Genomic DNA, 12,763 nt, shown 5'->3' on the forward strand with positions numbered 1-12,763 from the left:
GGGGGTGGGAAGTCAGGGTGTTCGCCGATGGGGCGACAGAAGGCGTTCTTTTTGCGCCTTCAACTCCGACTTTGAAAGCCCCTGACGGTTGAGCGCCAGAAATGCCTTGCGCAGCCCCGCGCCCTGACCCCGGTTGGTATGCGGGGCGGGCGTCAGGCCAACGCGCGCCGCACGGGGCACCTGCGCCAGATCAAGCACCGCCGTGGCCAGCCCGTTCGGGTCGTCGGTGTGATCTTCCAATGCAGCGGTCACGACCGGGATAGGGGACAACGTCTTCGCCATGCGCCGCGCTTCGTCAACCGGGCCGATGCCCGCCGAAAATCGCCCGCGAAAGGTGTCGAAATCATCGGTCAGGCGGATCGAGCGCAACAGGTGCCCGTGCACCGACCGAAGCCAGTCTTCGCGGTCGCGGGTGGTATAGAGGAACGTGATCGCAACATCAGGCCCGAAGCGCAGACGCAATTCTTTCACAATGGTTCGGGCAAGTTTCTGGGCGGCGGGAAGATAGCTTGTAATCATCCGCCCGCCCAGCATCCGGTGTCCCGGCATCCCGCCGGAAAAACTTTCGCGCGATAGGATAATGACCTCGTGGTCTGGGATCGATGCCAGAAATGTCCGAAAGGCCTTGCGAAACAGATACAGGCGATGTGGAAAAGGGCGCTGGGCATAAAGACGCGCGGCGGCACCGGCGTTCATGAAATCCCGTTGGCCGTAATAGTCAAAAAACGGCGACAGGGGGGCACGGTTCTGGCTGAGGAAGTCCTGAAGGCTTGTCGTGCCGGTTTTGTGGAACCCGGCATGAACGATGACATGAGGTCTTCCGGAGATCATTCCGGAAAGACGCCTTTGGGTGGATCGGCGATGATCCGGCCCGCGGCCAGATCAACGGTCGGCACGGCCTCGAGTGTGAAGGGCAGAAGCGCGCCCGTCTTCAGGCCGGGGCCTTGCACCTCCAGCACGTCGCTGGCGCCATGGTTGTGCACCGCAGAAACGCGGCCAAGCTCGCGGCCACCCGTGTCCAAAACGGTCAATCCGATCAGGTCTGCATGATAGTATTCGTCATCGGGCAGCGTCGGCAGCGCATTGCGATCGGTGAAAAGCCGGGTGCCCCGTAACGCATCGGCATCTTCCTTGGTGCGCACACCGTCGATCCGGGCGGCGAACCCGTTCTTGATGGGGCGGTCCAACGCCAGTTCAAACTGGCGGGTGCCGTCCTCGGACCAGAGCGGGCTATAGTCGCCGATGGCCTTTGGCTCGGCGCAGAAACTTTTCAAGCGCACCTCGCCTTTGACGCCGTAGGCTCCGGCAATTGCACCCACGCAAATTCGATGTTCGCTCATTCCACACCTACGCAAATGCCACGATCCACGGCACCGCCCCGATCAAGGCAACGGTCCGTCATGGAGTTTCGTTCAAACAGCAACCCGGCCAGAAACCCGGCACCGACGATCAGGATCAACCGAAAGGGACGAAATAGCAAACCCATGGCACAGCTTCCTTGGATGTCAGCGCGTTTCGATGGGAAGCGCGCCGCGTCGCTCCTCCCAGCCCGCATGTTCAAGTTCCGGGCTGTCGTCAACCGTTTCGGGCCAGCCCAGACAGAAATAACCCACCAGTTGCCAGTCAGTTGGGATGTCAAGATCACGGCTCAACCGGTCTGGGTCAAGGATCGACACCCAGCCTAGCCCCAGACCACGCGCACGCACGGCCAACCAGAACAGCATGATGGCAGACACCACCGAGTAGCGGCGCATCTCGGGCATCGTTCCCGCACCAAGGCCTGCGCCTTTCGCGGTGGCTTCGTCGCTGAACACCGCCAGTTGGACGGGGGCATCCTGCATTCCCGACAGTTTCAGCCCGGCATAGAGCTTGGCCTTTTCACCGGAATAGCCGCGCAAGGCGTCGTCGTTTGCTTTCGTGAAATTCTCAAGCGCCGCGGCGCGGGCCATATCGCTTTCGACGCGGATCACCCGCCATGGTTCCGACAGTCCGACAGATGGGGCCAGCAGAAACGCGTCGAGGCACTCTTGCAAGAGTGCCTCGTCCACTGGATCGCTGCGAAAGCGGCGCACGTCGCGCCGCCAACGCATCAGATCTTCAAGATCCGACTGAAACGCCCGTGAAAAGGTGTGCATGTCAGATCCGCCCCTATTATTGGCAGCTTATTCTTCCGAGGCTTCTTCTACAGGCTCTTGCGCAGGAGCGGCAGCGGCTTCGGCAGCGGCGGCCGCTTTGTCGGCTTTTTCCTGCACACGCTCTTGTGCTTTCTTGCCCGGCGCACCTTTTTTCAGGTTCGCACGTTCTTTCTTCTCAAGGATGCCGGCGGCTTCCAGGAAACGCGACACGCGGTCTGATGGCTGCGCGCCCTGGCCCAGCCAGTATTGAACGCGTTCCATGTCCAATTTCACACGCTCTTCCGAATCTTTCGGCAGCAGCGGGTTATAGGTGCCCAGCTTTTCGATGAAACGGCCATCGCGCGGCATGCGGGAATCGGTTGCAACAACGCGATAGAACGGACGTTTTTTCGAGCCGCCACGGGCGAGACGAATTTTCATAGCCATGAGAGTTTTCCTTTTTTCTAGCTACTTGCGGGGAAGGCCCCGGCATTTGGTTATTCGTGGTGTTTCTTGTGATGCCTGATGACCTCATCAATGATGAAGTTCAGGAATTTCTTGGCGAATTCGGGGTCCAGATCGGCGCGACGTGACAGGTCTTCCAGGCGCTCGATCTGTTTGGCTTCGCGGGCGGGGTCCGAGGGCGGAAGTTCGTGTTCGGCCTTCAGCTTGCCGACAGCTTGCGTATGCTTGAAACGTTCGCCCAGCGTGTAGACAAGGATTGCATCCAGCCGGTCGATCGACCTGCGATGGTCTTTCAACAATTCAGCGGCGCGGGCGGCATCGTCGGTCATCGCGACGTCCTTTCCGTGAGAGGTATCGGTCATGCATACGCCTCCGGCCCGCCATCGCTGTCCAGCGGATAGCTAAAAACAAGTGCCCCGTCCAATGTGCCTGTCTGCTCGCCGCCCAATTTGGCGACCAACGCTTGGCTGGCGGTGTTTTCCGGCGCGACGTAGCTGACGATTTGGTCAGGTCCCAGACTGCGCAGATGGGCAAGCGTGGCTGTTGCGGCCTCAGAAGCGATGCCCTGACCTTGCGCCTCGGGGGCGATGAAAAAGCCAAGCTCGATGGCTTGGTCGCCGATTTCGACCCCAGCGAAGATAAACCCCACAGGCGTATTGTTCTGGCAGACGGTGAACATCCCATCGCCACGCAGTGTCCAGCCAGCGGTGTAGTTCGTGAACTGCGCCCAGATCGCCTCGTTATCCGGTGGCTGCCCCATGAACTTGGCAGTGGGCAGCGAAAACAGTTGCTTGAACAGCGCGAAGTCACCCAGTTCGGGCGCACGCAAAACCAGACGTTGCGTGCGCAGCACGGGCAACGCGGCGCGGGCGGCTTCGGCAATCGGGGCGCCGGGGCAGGGAATGGTGACGGGCGAGATCATGTCACTTCTTCTTTCCAAAGCCAGACAAACCGGGAGGCAGGCCACCGCCGCCCAGACCGGGCAGCCCCCCCTTGGCGCCCAGTTGCTTTGCGGCTGCTTCCAGTGCCTTCGGGTCCATCGACGACGGGTCCATTCCCGGCGGCATGTCGGGGATGCCACCTTTGCCGAACATGCCTTTCATGGCTTGTTTTAACATCTTGCCTTTGCCCATCTTGCCCATCTTCTTCATCATGTCGCCCATCTGGCGTTGCATTTTCAGAAGCTTGTTCAACTCCGACACTTCCAGCCCGGCCCCTTTGGCGATCCGCTTTTTGCGGCTGGCTTGAAGAATCTGCGGGTTGGCGCGCTCGCGTTTTGTCATGGACTGGATAAGCGCAATCTGCTGCTTCAGCACCTTGTCGTCCATCCCGGCGGCCTCGGCCTGTTTGGCCATCTTGCCCATGCCCGGCATCATCCCCATGACGCCCTGCATCCCGCCCATCTTGATCATCTGCTCAAGCTGCATCTTCAGGTCGTTCATGTTGAACTGACCTTTCTGGAAGCGCTTCATCATGCGCTCGGCCTGTTCGGCCTCGATGGTTTCCTGCGCCTTTTCGACCAACGAGACGATATCGCCCATGCCAAGGATACGGCCTGCGATCCGCTCTGGCTCGAAAGTTTCCAGCGCATCCATCTTTTCGCCAAGACCGACATATCGGATCGGCTTGCCAGTGACTGCGCGCATCGACAGGGCGGCACCACCGCGTCCGTCGCCATCCATCCGGGTCAGAACGACGCCCGAAATGCCAACTTTGTCGTCAAATTCCTGCGCAACCTCGACGGCAACCTGACCGGTCAGGCCATCGACGACCAGAAGCGTTTCGCGCGGAGTGACGACTTTCGAGACTTGCTCGACCTCGTCCATCAGGACTTCGTCGATATGCAAACGACCCGCCGTGTCCAGCATATAGACGTCATAGCCACCCATCGTCGCCTGCTGCTTAGCGCGTTTGGCGATGTCGACAGGTTTCTGGCCGGGCACGATGGGCAGTGTGTCAACGCCCACCTGCGTGCCGAGGATCGCCAACTGATCCATTGCGGCGGGGCGATACACGTCAAGCGATGCCATCAGCACGCGCTTGCCGTCTTTTTCCTTCAAACGCTTCGCCAGCTTGGCGGTCGTCGTCGTCTTACCACCACCTTGCAGACCGACCATAAGGATCGGGGCAGGGGGGTTGTCGATCTTCAAGGCACCCGGCTCGCCCTCGCCGGTCAGAACCTCGATCAGCGCATCGTGCACGATCTTCACGACCTGCTGGCCCGGGGTCACGGATTTGGTGACAGACTGGCCGGTGGCCTGTTCCTGCACTTTCTTGATGAAATCGCGGGCGACAGGTAGTGAGACATCGGCCTCAAGCAGTGCCACGCGGACCTCACGAAGCGCAGTTTTTACATCGTCCTCGGACAGCGCACCCTGTTTCGTCAGGCGGTCAAAGACACCGGATAGGCGGTCTGACAGGCTCTCGAACATATCTCGGCTCCTTTGCCGTTTCATTTACCCCTAAATAGGGGCTGGGCTGCACTAATCCAAACTTCAAACCAGTGACGCCCCTGTGGGCGCAACGCGCTGACAGAGGGCGATCCCGGCATAAGCCACGGGACCGGAAGCATAACGACTCCCGGAGTTGGGGCGGAGATAGCCCGCTTGCCCCTTGCTGTCAAGGAAAGCCACACAGCTGGCGGCAGGCTGGCACCAATTGACCTGTATCATGGTTGTGTGCTGCGGTGTAACGTATCCGGAAAGGGAAACGGAACACTCAAACACAGGAGCACCGAGATGTATAACAATGTCCTCGTGCCGATCGCTCTGGATCATGAGCGGGATACCAAAGAAGCCCTGAGCATTGCGAAAGCCATTGCCGAGAAAGGTGCCAAGATCACCGCCCTTCATGTGATGGAGGAAGTGCCCGCCTATGTTGCCCAATACCTGCCTGAAGGGCAGCTGGAAGAAAACGTGCATGAGCTTGAAGCGCGGATGAAAGAAGAACTGGCCGGAGAGGACAGCATCGCCATCAAGGTGGTCTCGGGCCACGCGGGCCATGCGATTGTGGATTACGCCAAGCACCATGGGGTCGACTGCATCGTCGTGGCCTCGCACCGGCCCGGCCTGACCGACTTCTTCCTTGGTTCAACGGCGGCGCGCGTGGTGCGTCATGCGCCTTGTGCAGTGCATGTGTCGCGATAATTCGCGCATTTCAAAATGTTGGGAAAGCGGGCTCTTGCGGCCCGCTTTTTCATTCCTACATCATTTATCAGCAAGGCAGGAGGAGCCAGCACATGAAATGCCCGATTGATGGAACTGATCTTTTGATGACGGAACGTCACGGGGTCGAAATCGACTATTGCCCCGAATGCCGGGGTGTCTGGCTTGACCGGGGCGAACTGGACAAGATCATAGAAAAGGCGACCCCTGCCGTGGTGCTTCCCAATCCTGATCCGGCCCCGACCGATCCGCCCGACCTGCCGGGACCGATCACCACCGACACGCCCGTGGCGGCCCGCCGCGAAGGTCGGGATGATCGGCGGTATAAAAAGCCATCGCGCAAGTATCGGTATGACGATGACGACGACGATGATGATTACCGCCATGCGAAGCGTTACAAACGCAGGCGCGGAAAGTCGATCCTGTCCGAAATATTCGACTTCGATTGATCCGTGATTGATCGGGGTGGGGGTGAGCCATTTCCGCCCACCCTCAAATCTCGTATTCATCTGGCGCACGAAAGGGATTAGGCTTTCCTTATCAACAGGAGGAAGCCATGCCCAAAATCAGCAAAGCCCCCGATTATCAAACTGTTATCACCACGTTCGAAATGACGCCCGGCACCTGTCAGGATTTGCTGGACGCGCTGACCGATGCCTATCATCAGTTCATTTCAAAGCAGCCCGGTTTCGTCGGGGCCGGTCTTCATGTCAACGACGCTCAGACCAGGATCGCCAACTATTCGCAATGGAAGAGGCGCGAGGATTTTCAGGCCATGCTGCGCACTGATGAAATGCGCGAGCGTAATCGCGTAATTGCGACCCTGTGCAAAAGTTTCGAGCCGGTCATGTATGACGTGTTTGAAACCTTCGACTAAACTTGGTGGAGAGGGACCGAGATGAAACATACAATTGCTTTTCTGACGGCAGTGATGTTGGCAACTCCTGCATTGGCGGATGGGGTGAATATCCGTCCGGACATGCCGTCGGTGACGGTCGAAACCGTCTCTGGCCCAGTGGAAATTTCGCGCAATCCCGATCAGGACAACCAGATAACAGGGGAATGGGCACGGACCTCTCGCGCCTGCCCGAATTTTTGTGTGCAACCGATGGTGCCCGCGCCCGGAGTGACACCAATCGGTGAGCTTGAGTTGCTTGAGATGTTGCAAGATCCCGAGGTGATCGTGGTGGACAGCCGCGTGCCGGCCGATCACGCAGGTGGCACCATCCCCGGCGCGATCTCGATCCCCTATAACGAAGCGGCAGATCGTCTGGATGAATTAGGGTGCGAGATTGATTTTGACGGGTTCGATTGTGAGGGCGCAAAACCCGTTGCACTGTTCTGTAACGGCAATTGGTGCGGTCAGTCGCCAACCGCCGCGCGTCGGATGATCGAAGCGGGCTTTCCCGCCGACAAGATCAATTATTATCGTGGTGGGATGCAGGCGTGGCGGTTGCTGGGTCTTACCGTGTCAGATCCCCAGTGACCTTTACCGGTTGGCGCGACCTTCACCTGTCGCGCCAGTTCCATCGCGTTGCAAAATTGGGGCAGTGTTGATGGCAACTGAACCCAGCCATTGACCCGATGAACCGACATCCCCAAGTTGAGCGTAAGGATAAGGGTGATGCAATGTCGCGAAAGACCCAAAAACGACGATTTGGTCTGCCGTCTGCCGCGTTTGCGGTGGGGTTGGTTCTGGCGTCTCTGGGCGGGACCGCCGCCCGGGCGCAAGAGCTGATCGGCTCCTACGTCGCCTATATCGGCCAGCCCGATCTGTTCAGTTCCAAGGGCGCGCGGCTGAACCAGCCCTGGCAGATTCTGCGTCAGGATCGCGCCAATTTTCATCGGTACGGGATCAGCCAGCCAGGCGATGAGTTCGACCCGTTCTTCGGGTCGATCGACAATCGTGGGGAAATGGAACGTATGGTGATGAACGGGTCCATTGATCCCCAGGCTGCAAAGCGTCTGGTGCAAGGCGGGGCGACCGTGTTTGTGCGCATCTATGGCAGCGGCAATACTGGAACGTCCCTTACAGTGACTGTCGCGAAATAAACCGCTGCGCGCGGCGCATGGCATAGAGCAAGACGGCGGCGGCTTCTCTGAGATAGCCCCGGATGATCCGGTCAATCCTGTTCGGGCGCAGTGCTGGTGAAAAGCACTCCGGGGTCAATCCAAACTCGCGGGCTGTCAATCGTGCCCGAAACGCGTGATAGCGATCCGTGACCAGGACCACCTGCGCGTCGGGCGGCAGTAATGCTTTGGAGTATTTGATGTTTTCCAGCGTGTTGCTCGACGCTTCCTCGATCATGATGGCCGATGTCGGAACCCCGGCTTGTTTGCAAACCTCACCAATTACGCTGGCTTCGCTGCGGCCCGCGCGGGGCACGCCGCCGGATGCGATGATCTTACTAACCTTCCCGTCCCCATAGAGGCCAGCCGCAGCTCTTGCGCGCCGCAGAAGTGCGGGCGACGGCGATCCATCCGGTCGCACCGCCGCACCCAGCACAATGGCAACGCGGGTCATTCAGGATAGGTCTGGCGACAGACCTTGGTGCCCGCAACCGCTTTGCGCTGCGCCGTTGCAAGTTTCGCCTTCAGGCCGGCCAGCTTGGCCTTTTCGTTGTCAATGTCGATGGATACCGGCGTTTCAATTTGGCGAAATGCCGTCCGTTGGCAGGTATACGGGTTCTTATTGCCATCGTAGCACACACGCGTGTTGGTGATGGGAATGGATTGCCGGTGCAACGCATAGCCGCGCGCGATGTTGGATTCGGCTGTCTTGATCTGGGTCTGTAGCGTGCGATAATCGGCGGTTGCCCCGGCGATGCAGCGTTGTTGCGGCGTCGCACAGGCGGACAGACCCAAAAGAAGCGCAAGACCAACCATTGTCGGGATACGGTGGAAAAGTAACATGAAACGTGTTCCTTCATCGTGCCTCTGGGCCAGCAGATCATAGCATTCTGCGGCAGATATGTGAAAGGACAGAACTTCGCAAAGTTTGTCGATCAGGAAACGCCCCCGGCGGTCTGCGACAATCCCGAATGGCAGTTCGGCTTGTGCGTCGTGCCGTGCGCGGCTATCTCTGCCCGAAAGGAGCAGGTCAAATGGCAAGACAGGCAGGTGCGTCCAGCGTTGAAATGGACGAACGCGAGAAATCCAAACGTATTGGCGCGCTGGCTGGGCTGTGGCCGTTCATGCAGCCTTATCGGTTCTGGATATTGGCTGCGTTCTGCGCGCTGGTGTTTACGGCTGGAATTTCGTTGACCCTGCCAATCGCGGTGCGCCGGGTCGTGGATGGGTTTGGCGACGCGACGACCCAACTGCTCGACAGGTACTTTCTGGCAGCACTCGCCGTTGCCAGCTTGCTCGCCCTTGGGACGGGGTTGCGCTACTATCTCGTGACCCGGTTGGGTGAACGCGTGGTTGCGGATATCCGCAAGGCTGTCTTTGGTCGCGTCGTCGGAATGAGCCCGGCCTTTTATGAAAACATCATGACCGGCGAAGTGCTGAGCCGGATCACGACTGACACCACGTTGATCCTGTCGGTGATCGGATCGTCGGTGTCGGTCGCGCTGCGCAACGTGTTCATCTTCCTGGGCGGTATGGTTTTGATGCTGCTGACTTCGGCAAAGTTGACCGGGCTTGTGCTTTTGATCGTGCCAATAGTGATCGTGCCAATCATCGTTCTGGGGCGGCGTTTGCGTGTGCTGGGCCGCGAAAACCAGGAATGGATCGCCAAAAGCTCGGGCAATGCGTCCGAGGCGCTGCTGTCGGTCCAGACCGTTCAAGCCTTCACCCACGAGGACCTGAGCCGAGGCGAGTTTTCCGGGCTGACCGAGGAAAGCTTTATATCGGCCAAGCGCCGGATTGGCACACGTGCCGTGATGACGGTGATCGTGATTTCGCTGATCTTCTCGGGCGTTGTTGGGGTCTTGTGGATTGGGATGCGCGATGTGACGGCGGGCAATATCTCGATCGGGGCACTGGTGCAGTTCGTGATCTATTCGGTCATGGTGGCCGGGGCCGTTGGTGCCCTGTCGGAAATCTGGAGCGAGCTGCAACGCGCTGCTGGGGCGACTGAACGTCTGGTCGAGCTTTTGAACGCCGAAGATGCGGTCAAGGATCCGGTCAACCCGATTGCCATCACCAAACGGCCCAAAGGCGCGATCGAGTTCGATGACGTCACCTTCCACTATCCCGCACGCCCAAATCAGGCGGCTTTGGAGGGGATATCGCTGAACGTAGCTCCCGGCGAAACGCTCGCACTGGTCGGCCCGTCCGGCGCGGGCAAGTCGACGATCATCCAACTGATCCAACGGTTCTATGACCCCGAGGACGGGGCGGTGATGCTGGACGGCGTCGACCTGCGCCAGATGCGCAGGGACGAGTTCCGCAAATACGTGGCGCTGGTGCCGCAGGACGCGGTGATCTTCGCAGCCTCTGCGCGCGAGAACATCCGCTTCGGCCGTCCCGATGCGACAGACGCCGAGGTCGAAGCCGCCGCCCGCGCCGCCGCCGCGCACGAGTTCCTGGAACGGCTGCCCGAAGGTTATGACACCTATGTGGGTGAACGCGGCGTGATGCTGTCGGGGGGGCAGAAACAGCGCATCGCCATCGCCCGCGCCATCCTGCGCGACGCGCCGATCCTGCTGCTGGACGAGGCGACATCGGCGCTGGACGCCGAAAGCGAGCGTCTGGTGCAACAGGCCGTGGACGAGCTGGCGCAAGGCCGCACCACGCTGATCGTGGCGCACCGGCTGGCCACGGTAAAAAAGGCGGATCGGATCGTCGTCTTTGACGAAGGGCGTATCGTGGCGCAAGGCACACATGATGAACTGGTTGCGCAAGACGGTCTCTATGCCCGGCTGGCACGTTTGCAATTTACCGAAGGTATGGCCTGAGGCCCGTCTCGCCTGCTAACCTCCCCTAGCGTCACCCAAATTCGCCACGTCACGTCACACTTGCGGGGGGCCGGTTTTGACCGCATTCTTGTGATCAAACGACCGCCCGGTTCTCTGGGCGCAGGGGAGGAACAAGAATGTATGATTTTGGCTCGATGAAAGACCGCAACGCGGTCGAAGCCGAGATGAGTTGGGATGCGCGCGACAAGCCCGTCACGCTGTATCAAATGTTGGAACAGACCGCAAAGAAATTCCCGGAACGGCCCGCGGCGTCGTATCAGCTGACATCCGGGCCAACCGACGCCAAGGAAACCGTGACATGGCGGCAAATGCTGGAACGGTCCTGCCAGGCGGCGAACCTGTTTCGGTCGCTGGGGATCGGCGAAAAAGATGTTGTCGCCTTCCTGTTGCCCAATTGTAACGAGACGATTTACACCCTCATGGGTGGCGGCATTGCTGGGATCGTAAACCCGATCAACCCGCTTCTGGACGCCGAGCAGGTCTCGGGCATCCTGCGTGAAACCGGAGCCAAGGTGCTGGTGACGCTGAAATCTTTCCCGAAGGCCGATGTTGCACAACTGGCGGCCAAGTCCGTGGCGATGGCGCCGAACGTGCATACCGTGCTAGAGATCGACCTGAACCGTTACCTTAGCCCGCCGAAAAGCTGGCTGGTGCCGCTTCTGCGACCGAAGAACCCGGTCGCCCACAAGGCGCGTGTTCTGGATTTCGTGGCCGAGATGTCGCGCCAGAATACCACCCTCGATTTCACCGATACGCCGGAAGATCGCGTCGCCGCCTATTTCCACACCGGCGGCACGACCGGCACGCCGAAAGTGGCGCAGCACAAATACTCTGGCATGGTCTATAACGGTTGGCTTGGATCGAGCCTGCTGTTTGACGAAAATGACGTGATAATCTGTCCCTTGCCGCTGTTTCACGTCTTTGCAGTGCATGTGATCTGGATGTCGGTTCTGATGGCAGGCAGCCATTTCGTGCATCCGACCCCTGCGGGCTATCGCGGCGAAGGGGTGTTCGACAATTTCTGGAAACTCGTCGAGCGCTACAAGGTTAGCTTCATGATCACCGTCCCGACTGCCATTTCGGCGCTGATGCAGCGGCCGGTGGACGCGGATGTTTCGTCGCTCAAAACCGCGTTTTCTGGTTCCGCCCCGCTGCCGATCGAGCTTTACAACCGCTTTGTTGCGGCAACCGGTGTCACGATTGTTGAAGGCTACGGGCTGACCGAAGCCACCTGTCTTGTGTCCTGCAACCCGCCAGCGGGCGACAAGAAAGTCGGGTCGGTCGGTGTGCCATTTCCCTATACGGACGTGAAGATCCTGACCTGTGACGACGACGGGAATGTCCTGAAAGAACATGACGTGGACGAGGTGGGCGAGATATGCCTGTCCAACCCCGGCGTCTTTGCGGGCAACACCTATACGGAAGAGGCCAAGAACCAAGGTCTGTTCGCCTATGGCAGCCATCTGCGCACGGGCGATCTGGGCCGTCTGGACGAAGACGGCTATCTGTGGATCACCGGTCGCGCCAAGGATCTGATCATCCGGGGCGGACACAACATAGACCCGGCCGAGATCGAAGAGGTTCTGGCCGGTCACGACGCGGTGGCCTTCGTGGGGGCCATCGGACAGCCCGACAGTTATTCCGGGGAACTGCCATGCGCCTATGTCGAACTGGTCGGCGGCGCGCAAGTTACGACCGACGAGTTGATGGATTTCGCCAAGAAGCATATCCACGAAAAAGCCGCACTGCCCAAGCATATCGAGATTTTGGACGAACTGCCCAAGACCGCTGTTGGAAAAGTGTTCAAGCCCGAGCTGCGCAAATCCGCGATCACGCGGGTTTATGACAAGGCGTTGGAAGATGCCGGACATGACGCCCATGTGGTTGAGGTCATTGACGACAAGAAACGCGGGCTTGTGGCAAGATTGCGCGCGACGGGGGATGTGGATCACGAGGCCGTGGCGCAGTGCCTGGGCGAGTTTACCCGTCCGTTCGAGTGGATGGATTAAGCTGGGTTATCGCAAGACCCCAGCCAGGGCAAATGTGCAGGATGGAAATACGAATGGCGCGCCTGGCTGGCGCGCCATTGTTTTGTCTA

The 12,763-nt window shown here is 59.4% G+C and carries 17 protein-coding genes; 7 read left to right on the forward strand and 10 right to left on the reverse strand.

Annotated features, from left to right (window positions below):
- Positions 1-12 precede the first annotated feature (12 nt).
- The 8 genes from BMY55_RS05000 to ffh are packed head-to-tail and all read right to left on the reverse strand — an operon-like array spanning position 13 to position 5,011.
- The gene (locus tag BMY55_RS05000; RefSeq protein ID WP_091428852.1) at positions 13-831 is read right to left on the reverse strand and encodes a hypothetical protein; all 819 of its coding nucleotides are present in this window, start codon (positions 829-831) and stop codon (positions 13-15) included.
- Positions 828-1,340, reverse strand: a complete 513-nt coding sequence (gene rimM, locus BMY55_RS05005) for a ribosome maturation factor RimM (RefSeq protein WP_091428853.1) — start codon at positions 1,338-1,340, stop codon at positions 828-830. Before rimM ends, BMY55_RS05000 begins: the two co-directional genes overlap by 4 nt.
- Positions 1,337-1,486, reverse strand: coding sequence for a hypothetical protein (locus BMY55_RS16885; protein ID WP_177179290.1), 150 nt, complete (start codon positions 1,484-1,486; stop codon positions 1,337-1,339). Before BMY55_RS16885 ends, rimM begins: the two co-directional genes overlap by 4 nt.
- A 19-nt stretch (positions 1,487-1,505) precedes the next feature.
- Positions 1,506-2,135, reverse strand: coding sequence for a 5,6-dimethylbenzimidazole synthase (gene bluB / locus BMY55_RS05010; protein ID WP_091428854.1), 630 nt, complete (start codon positions 2,133-2,135; stop codon positions 1,506-1,508).
- Between the two features lie 27 nt (positions 2,136-2,162).
- Complete coding sequence (gene rpsP / locus BMY55_RS05015) at positions 2,163-2,561, reverse strand: 30S ribosomal protein S16 (RefSeq protein WP_091428855.1); 399 nt, start codon at positions 2,559-2,561, stop codon at positions 2,163-2,165.
- Between the two features lie 50 nt (positions 2,562-2,611).
- On the reverse strand, positions 2,612-2,908 hold the full coding sequence (locus BMY55_RS05020; RefSeq protein WP_091432048.1) for a chorismate mutase: 297 nt from the start codon (positions 2,906-2,908) through the stop codon (positions 2,612-2,614).
- A gap of 29 nt (positions 2,909-2,937) precedes the next feature.
- The gene (locus tag BMY55_RS05025; protein ID WP_091428857.1) at positions 2,938-3,501 is read right to left on the reverse strand and encodes a GNAT family N-acetyltransferase; all 564 of its coding nucleotides are present in this window, start codon (positions 3,499-3,501) and stop codon (positions 2,938-2,940) included.
- Position 3,502: 1 nt separating this feature from the next.
- Positions 3,503-5,011 carry a signal recognition particle protein gene (gene ffh / locus BMY55_RS05030; RefSeq protein ID WP_091428859.1) on the reverse strand — a complete coding sequence of 503 codons (1,509 nt, stop codon included), beginning with the start codon at positions 5,009-5,011 and terminating at the stop codon, positions 3,503-3,505.
- 306 nt (positions 5,012-5,317) lie between these two features.
- On the opposite strand from ffh, the gene BMY55_RS05035 reads away from it, so the two are divergent.
- The 5 genes from BMY55_RS05035 (at position 5,318) to BMY55_RS05055 (ending at position 7,795) form a co-directional block, all read left to right on the forward strand.
- Positions 5,318-5,725, forward strand: coding sequence for a universal stress protein (locus BMY55_RS05035; protein WP_091428866.1), 408 nt, complete (start codon positions 5,318-5,320; stop codon positions 5,723-5,725).
- Between the two features lie 92 nt (positions 5,726-5,817).
- Positions 5,818-6,192, forward strand: a complete 375-nt coding sequence (locus BMY55_RS05040; protein WP_091428870.1) for a TFIIB-type zinc ribbon-containing protein — start codon at positions 5,818-5,820, stop codon at positions 6,190-6,192.
- Between the two features lie 107 nt (positions 6,193-6,299).
- Positions 6,300-6,620: an antibiotic biosynthesis monooxygenase family protein gene (locus BMY55_RS05045; protein WP_091428871.1), complete on the forward strand. Its 321-nt coding sequence runs from the start codon at positions 6,300-6,302 to the stop codon at positions 6,618-6,620.
- A 21-nt stretch (positions 6,621-6,641) separates the two neighbouring features.
- Positions 6,642-7,229, forward strand: a complete 588-nt coding sequence (locus BMY55_RS05050; protein ID WP_091428872.1) for a rhodanese-like domain-containing protein — start codon at positions 6,642-6,644, stop codon at positions 7,227-7,229.
- 143 nt (positions 7,230-7,372) lie between these two features.
- Entirely contained in the window at positions 7,373-7,795 is a 423-nt protein-coding gene (locus BMY55_RS05055; RefSeq protein WP_245744649.1) for a hypothetical protein, read from the forward strand.
- On the opposite strand, the gene BMY55_RS05060 is transcribed toward BMY55_RS05055, so the two are convergent.
- Both BMY55_RS05060 and BMY55_RS05065 read right to left on the reverse strand, forming a co-directional pair.
- Positions 7,773-8,267, reverse strand: a complete 495-nt coding sequence (locus BMY55_RS05060; protein ID WP_091428873.1) for a YdcF family protein — start codon at positions 8,265-8,267, stop codon at positions 7,773-7,775. The genes BMY55_RS05055 and BMY55_RS05060 overlap by 23 nt on opposite strands.
- Positions 8,264-8,656: a hypothetical protein gene (locus BMY55_RS05065; RefSeq protein WP_091428874.1), complete on the reverse strand. Its 393-nt coding sequence runs from the start codon at positions 8,654-8,656 to the stop codon at positions 8,264-8,266. Before BMY55_RS05065 ends, BMY55_RS05060 begins: the two co-directional genes overlap by 4 nt.
- 191 nt (positions 8,657-8,847) lie before the next feature.
- Here BMY55_RS05065 and BMY55_RS05070 point away from each other — a divergent pair, with 191 nt between their 5' ends.
- Positions 8,848-10,644, forward strand: coding sequence for an ABC transporter transmembrane domain-containing protein (locus tag BMY55_RS05070; RefSeq protein ID WP_091428876.1), 1,797 nt, complete (start codon positions 8,848-8,850; stop codon positions 10,642-10,644).
- 137 nt (positions 10,645-10,781) lie between these two features.
- Positions 10,782-12,674, forward strand: a complete 1,893-nt coding sequence (locus tag BMY55_RS05075; RefSeq protein ID WP_091428877.1) for an acyl-CoA synthetase — start codon at positions 10,782-10,784, stop codon at positions 12,672-12,674.
- Positions 12,675-12,763 lie beyond the last annotated feature (89 nt).

This window comes from Aliiroseovarius sediminilitoris, from assembly GCF_900109955.1.
Classification (GTDB): Bacteria; Pseudomonadota; Alphaproteobacteria; order Rhodobacterales; family Rhodobacteraceae; genus Aliiroseovarius; species Aliiroseovarius sediminilitoris.

Bases quoted from the DNA above. Each gene is read 5' to 3' on its own strand.
- rpsP (WP_091428855.1), bottom strand. From the start codon at position 2,561: ATGGCTATGAAAATTCGTCTCGCCCGTGGCGGCTCGAAAAAACGTCCG.
- BMY55_RS05060 (WP_091428873.1), bottom strand. From the start codon at position 8,267: ATGACCCGCGTTGCCATTGTGCTGGGTGCGGCGGTGCGACCGGATGGA.
- BMY55_RS16885 (WP_177179290.1), bottom strand. From the start codon at position 1,486: ATGGGTTTGCTATTTCGTCCCTTTCGGTTGATCCTGATCGTCGGTGCC.
- BMY55_RS05070 (WP_091428876.1), top strand. From the start codon at position 8,848: ATGGCAAGACAGGCAGGTGCGTCCAGCGTTGAAATGGACGAACGCGAG.
- BMY55_RS05035 (WP_091428866.1), top strand. From the start codon at position 5,318: ATGTATAACAATGTCCTCGTGCCGATCGCTCTGGATCATGAGCGGGAT.
- BMY55_RS05055 (WP_245744649.1), top strand. From the start codon at position 7,373: ATGTCGCGAAAGACCCAAAAACGACGATTTGGTCTGCCGTCTGCCGCG.
- BMY55_RS05050 (WP_091428872.1), top strand. From the start codon at position 6,642: ATGAAACATACAATTGCTTTTCTGACGGCAGTGATGTTGGCAACTCCT.
- BMY55_RS05045 (WP_091428871.1), top strand. From the start codon at position 6,300: ATGCCCAAAATCAGCAAAGCCCCCGATTATCAAACTGTTATCACCACG.
- ffh (WP_091428859.1), bottom strand. From the start codon at position 5,011: ATGTTCGAGAGCCTGTCAGACCGCCTATCCGGTGTCTTTGACCGCCTG.
- rimM (WP_091428853.1), bottom strand. From the start codon at position 1,340: ATGAGCGAACATCGAATTTGCGTGGGTGCAATTGCCGGAGCCTACGGC.
- BMY55_RS05000 (WP_091428852.1), bottom strand. From the start codon at position 831: ATGATCTCCGGAAGACCTCATGTCATCGTTCATGCCGGGTTCCACAAA.
- BMY55_RS05020 (WP_091432048.1), bottom strand. From the start codon at position 2,908: ATGACCGACGATGCCGCCCGCGCCGCTGAATTGTTGAAAGACCATCGC.
- bluB (WP_091428854.1), bottom strand. From the start codon at position 2,135: ATGCACACCTTTTCACGGGCGTTTCAGTCGGATCTTGAAGATCTGATG.
- BMY55_RS05065 (WP_091428874.1), bottom strand. From the start codon at position 8,656: ATGTTACTTTTCCACCGTATCCCGACAATGGTTGGTCTTGCGCTTCTT.
- BMY55_RS05025 (WP_091428857.1), bottom strand. From the start codon at position 3,501: ATGATCTCGCCCGTCACCATTCCCTGCCCCGGCGCCCCGATTGCCGAA.
- BMY55_RS05075 (WP_091428877.1), top strand. From the start codon at position 10,782: ATGTATGATTTTGGCTCGATGAAAGACCGCAACGCGGTCGAAGCCGAG.
- BMY55_RS05040 (WP_091428870.1), top strand. From the start codon at position 5,818: ATGAAATGCCCGATTGATGGAACTGATCTTTTGATGACGGAACGTCAC.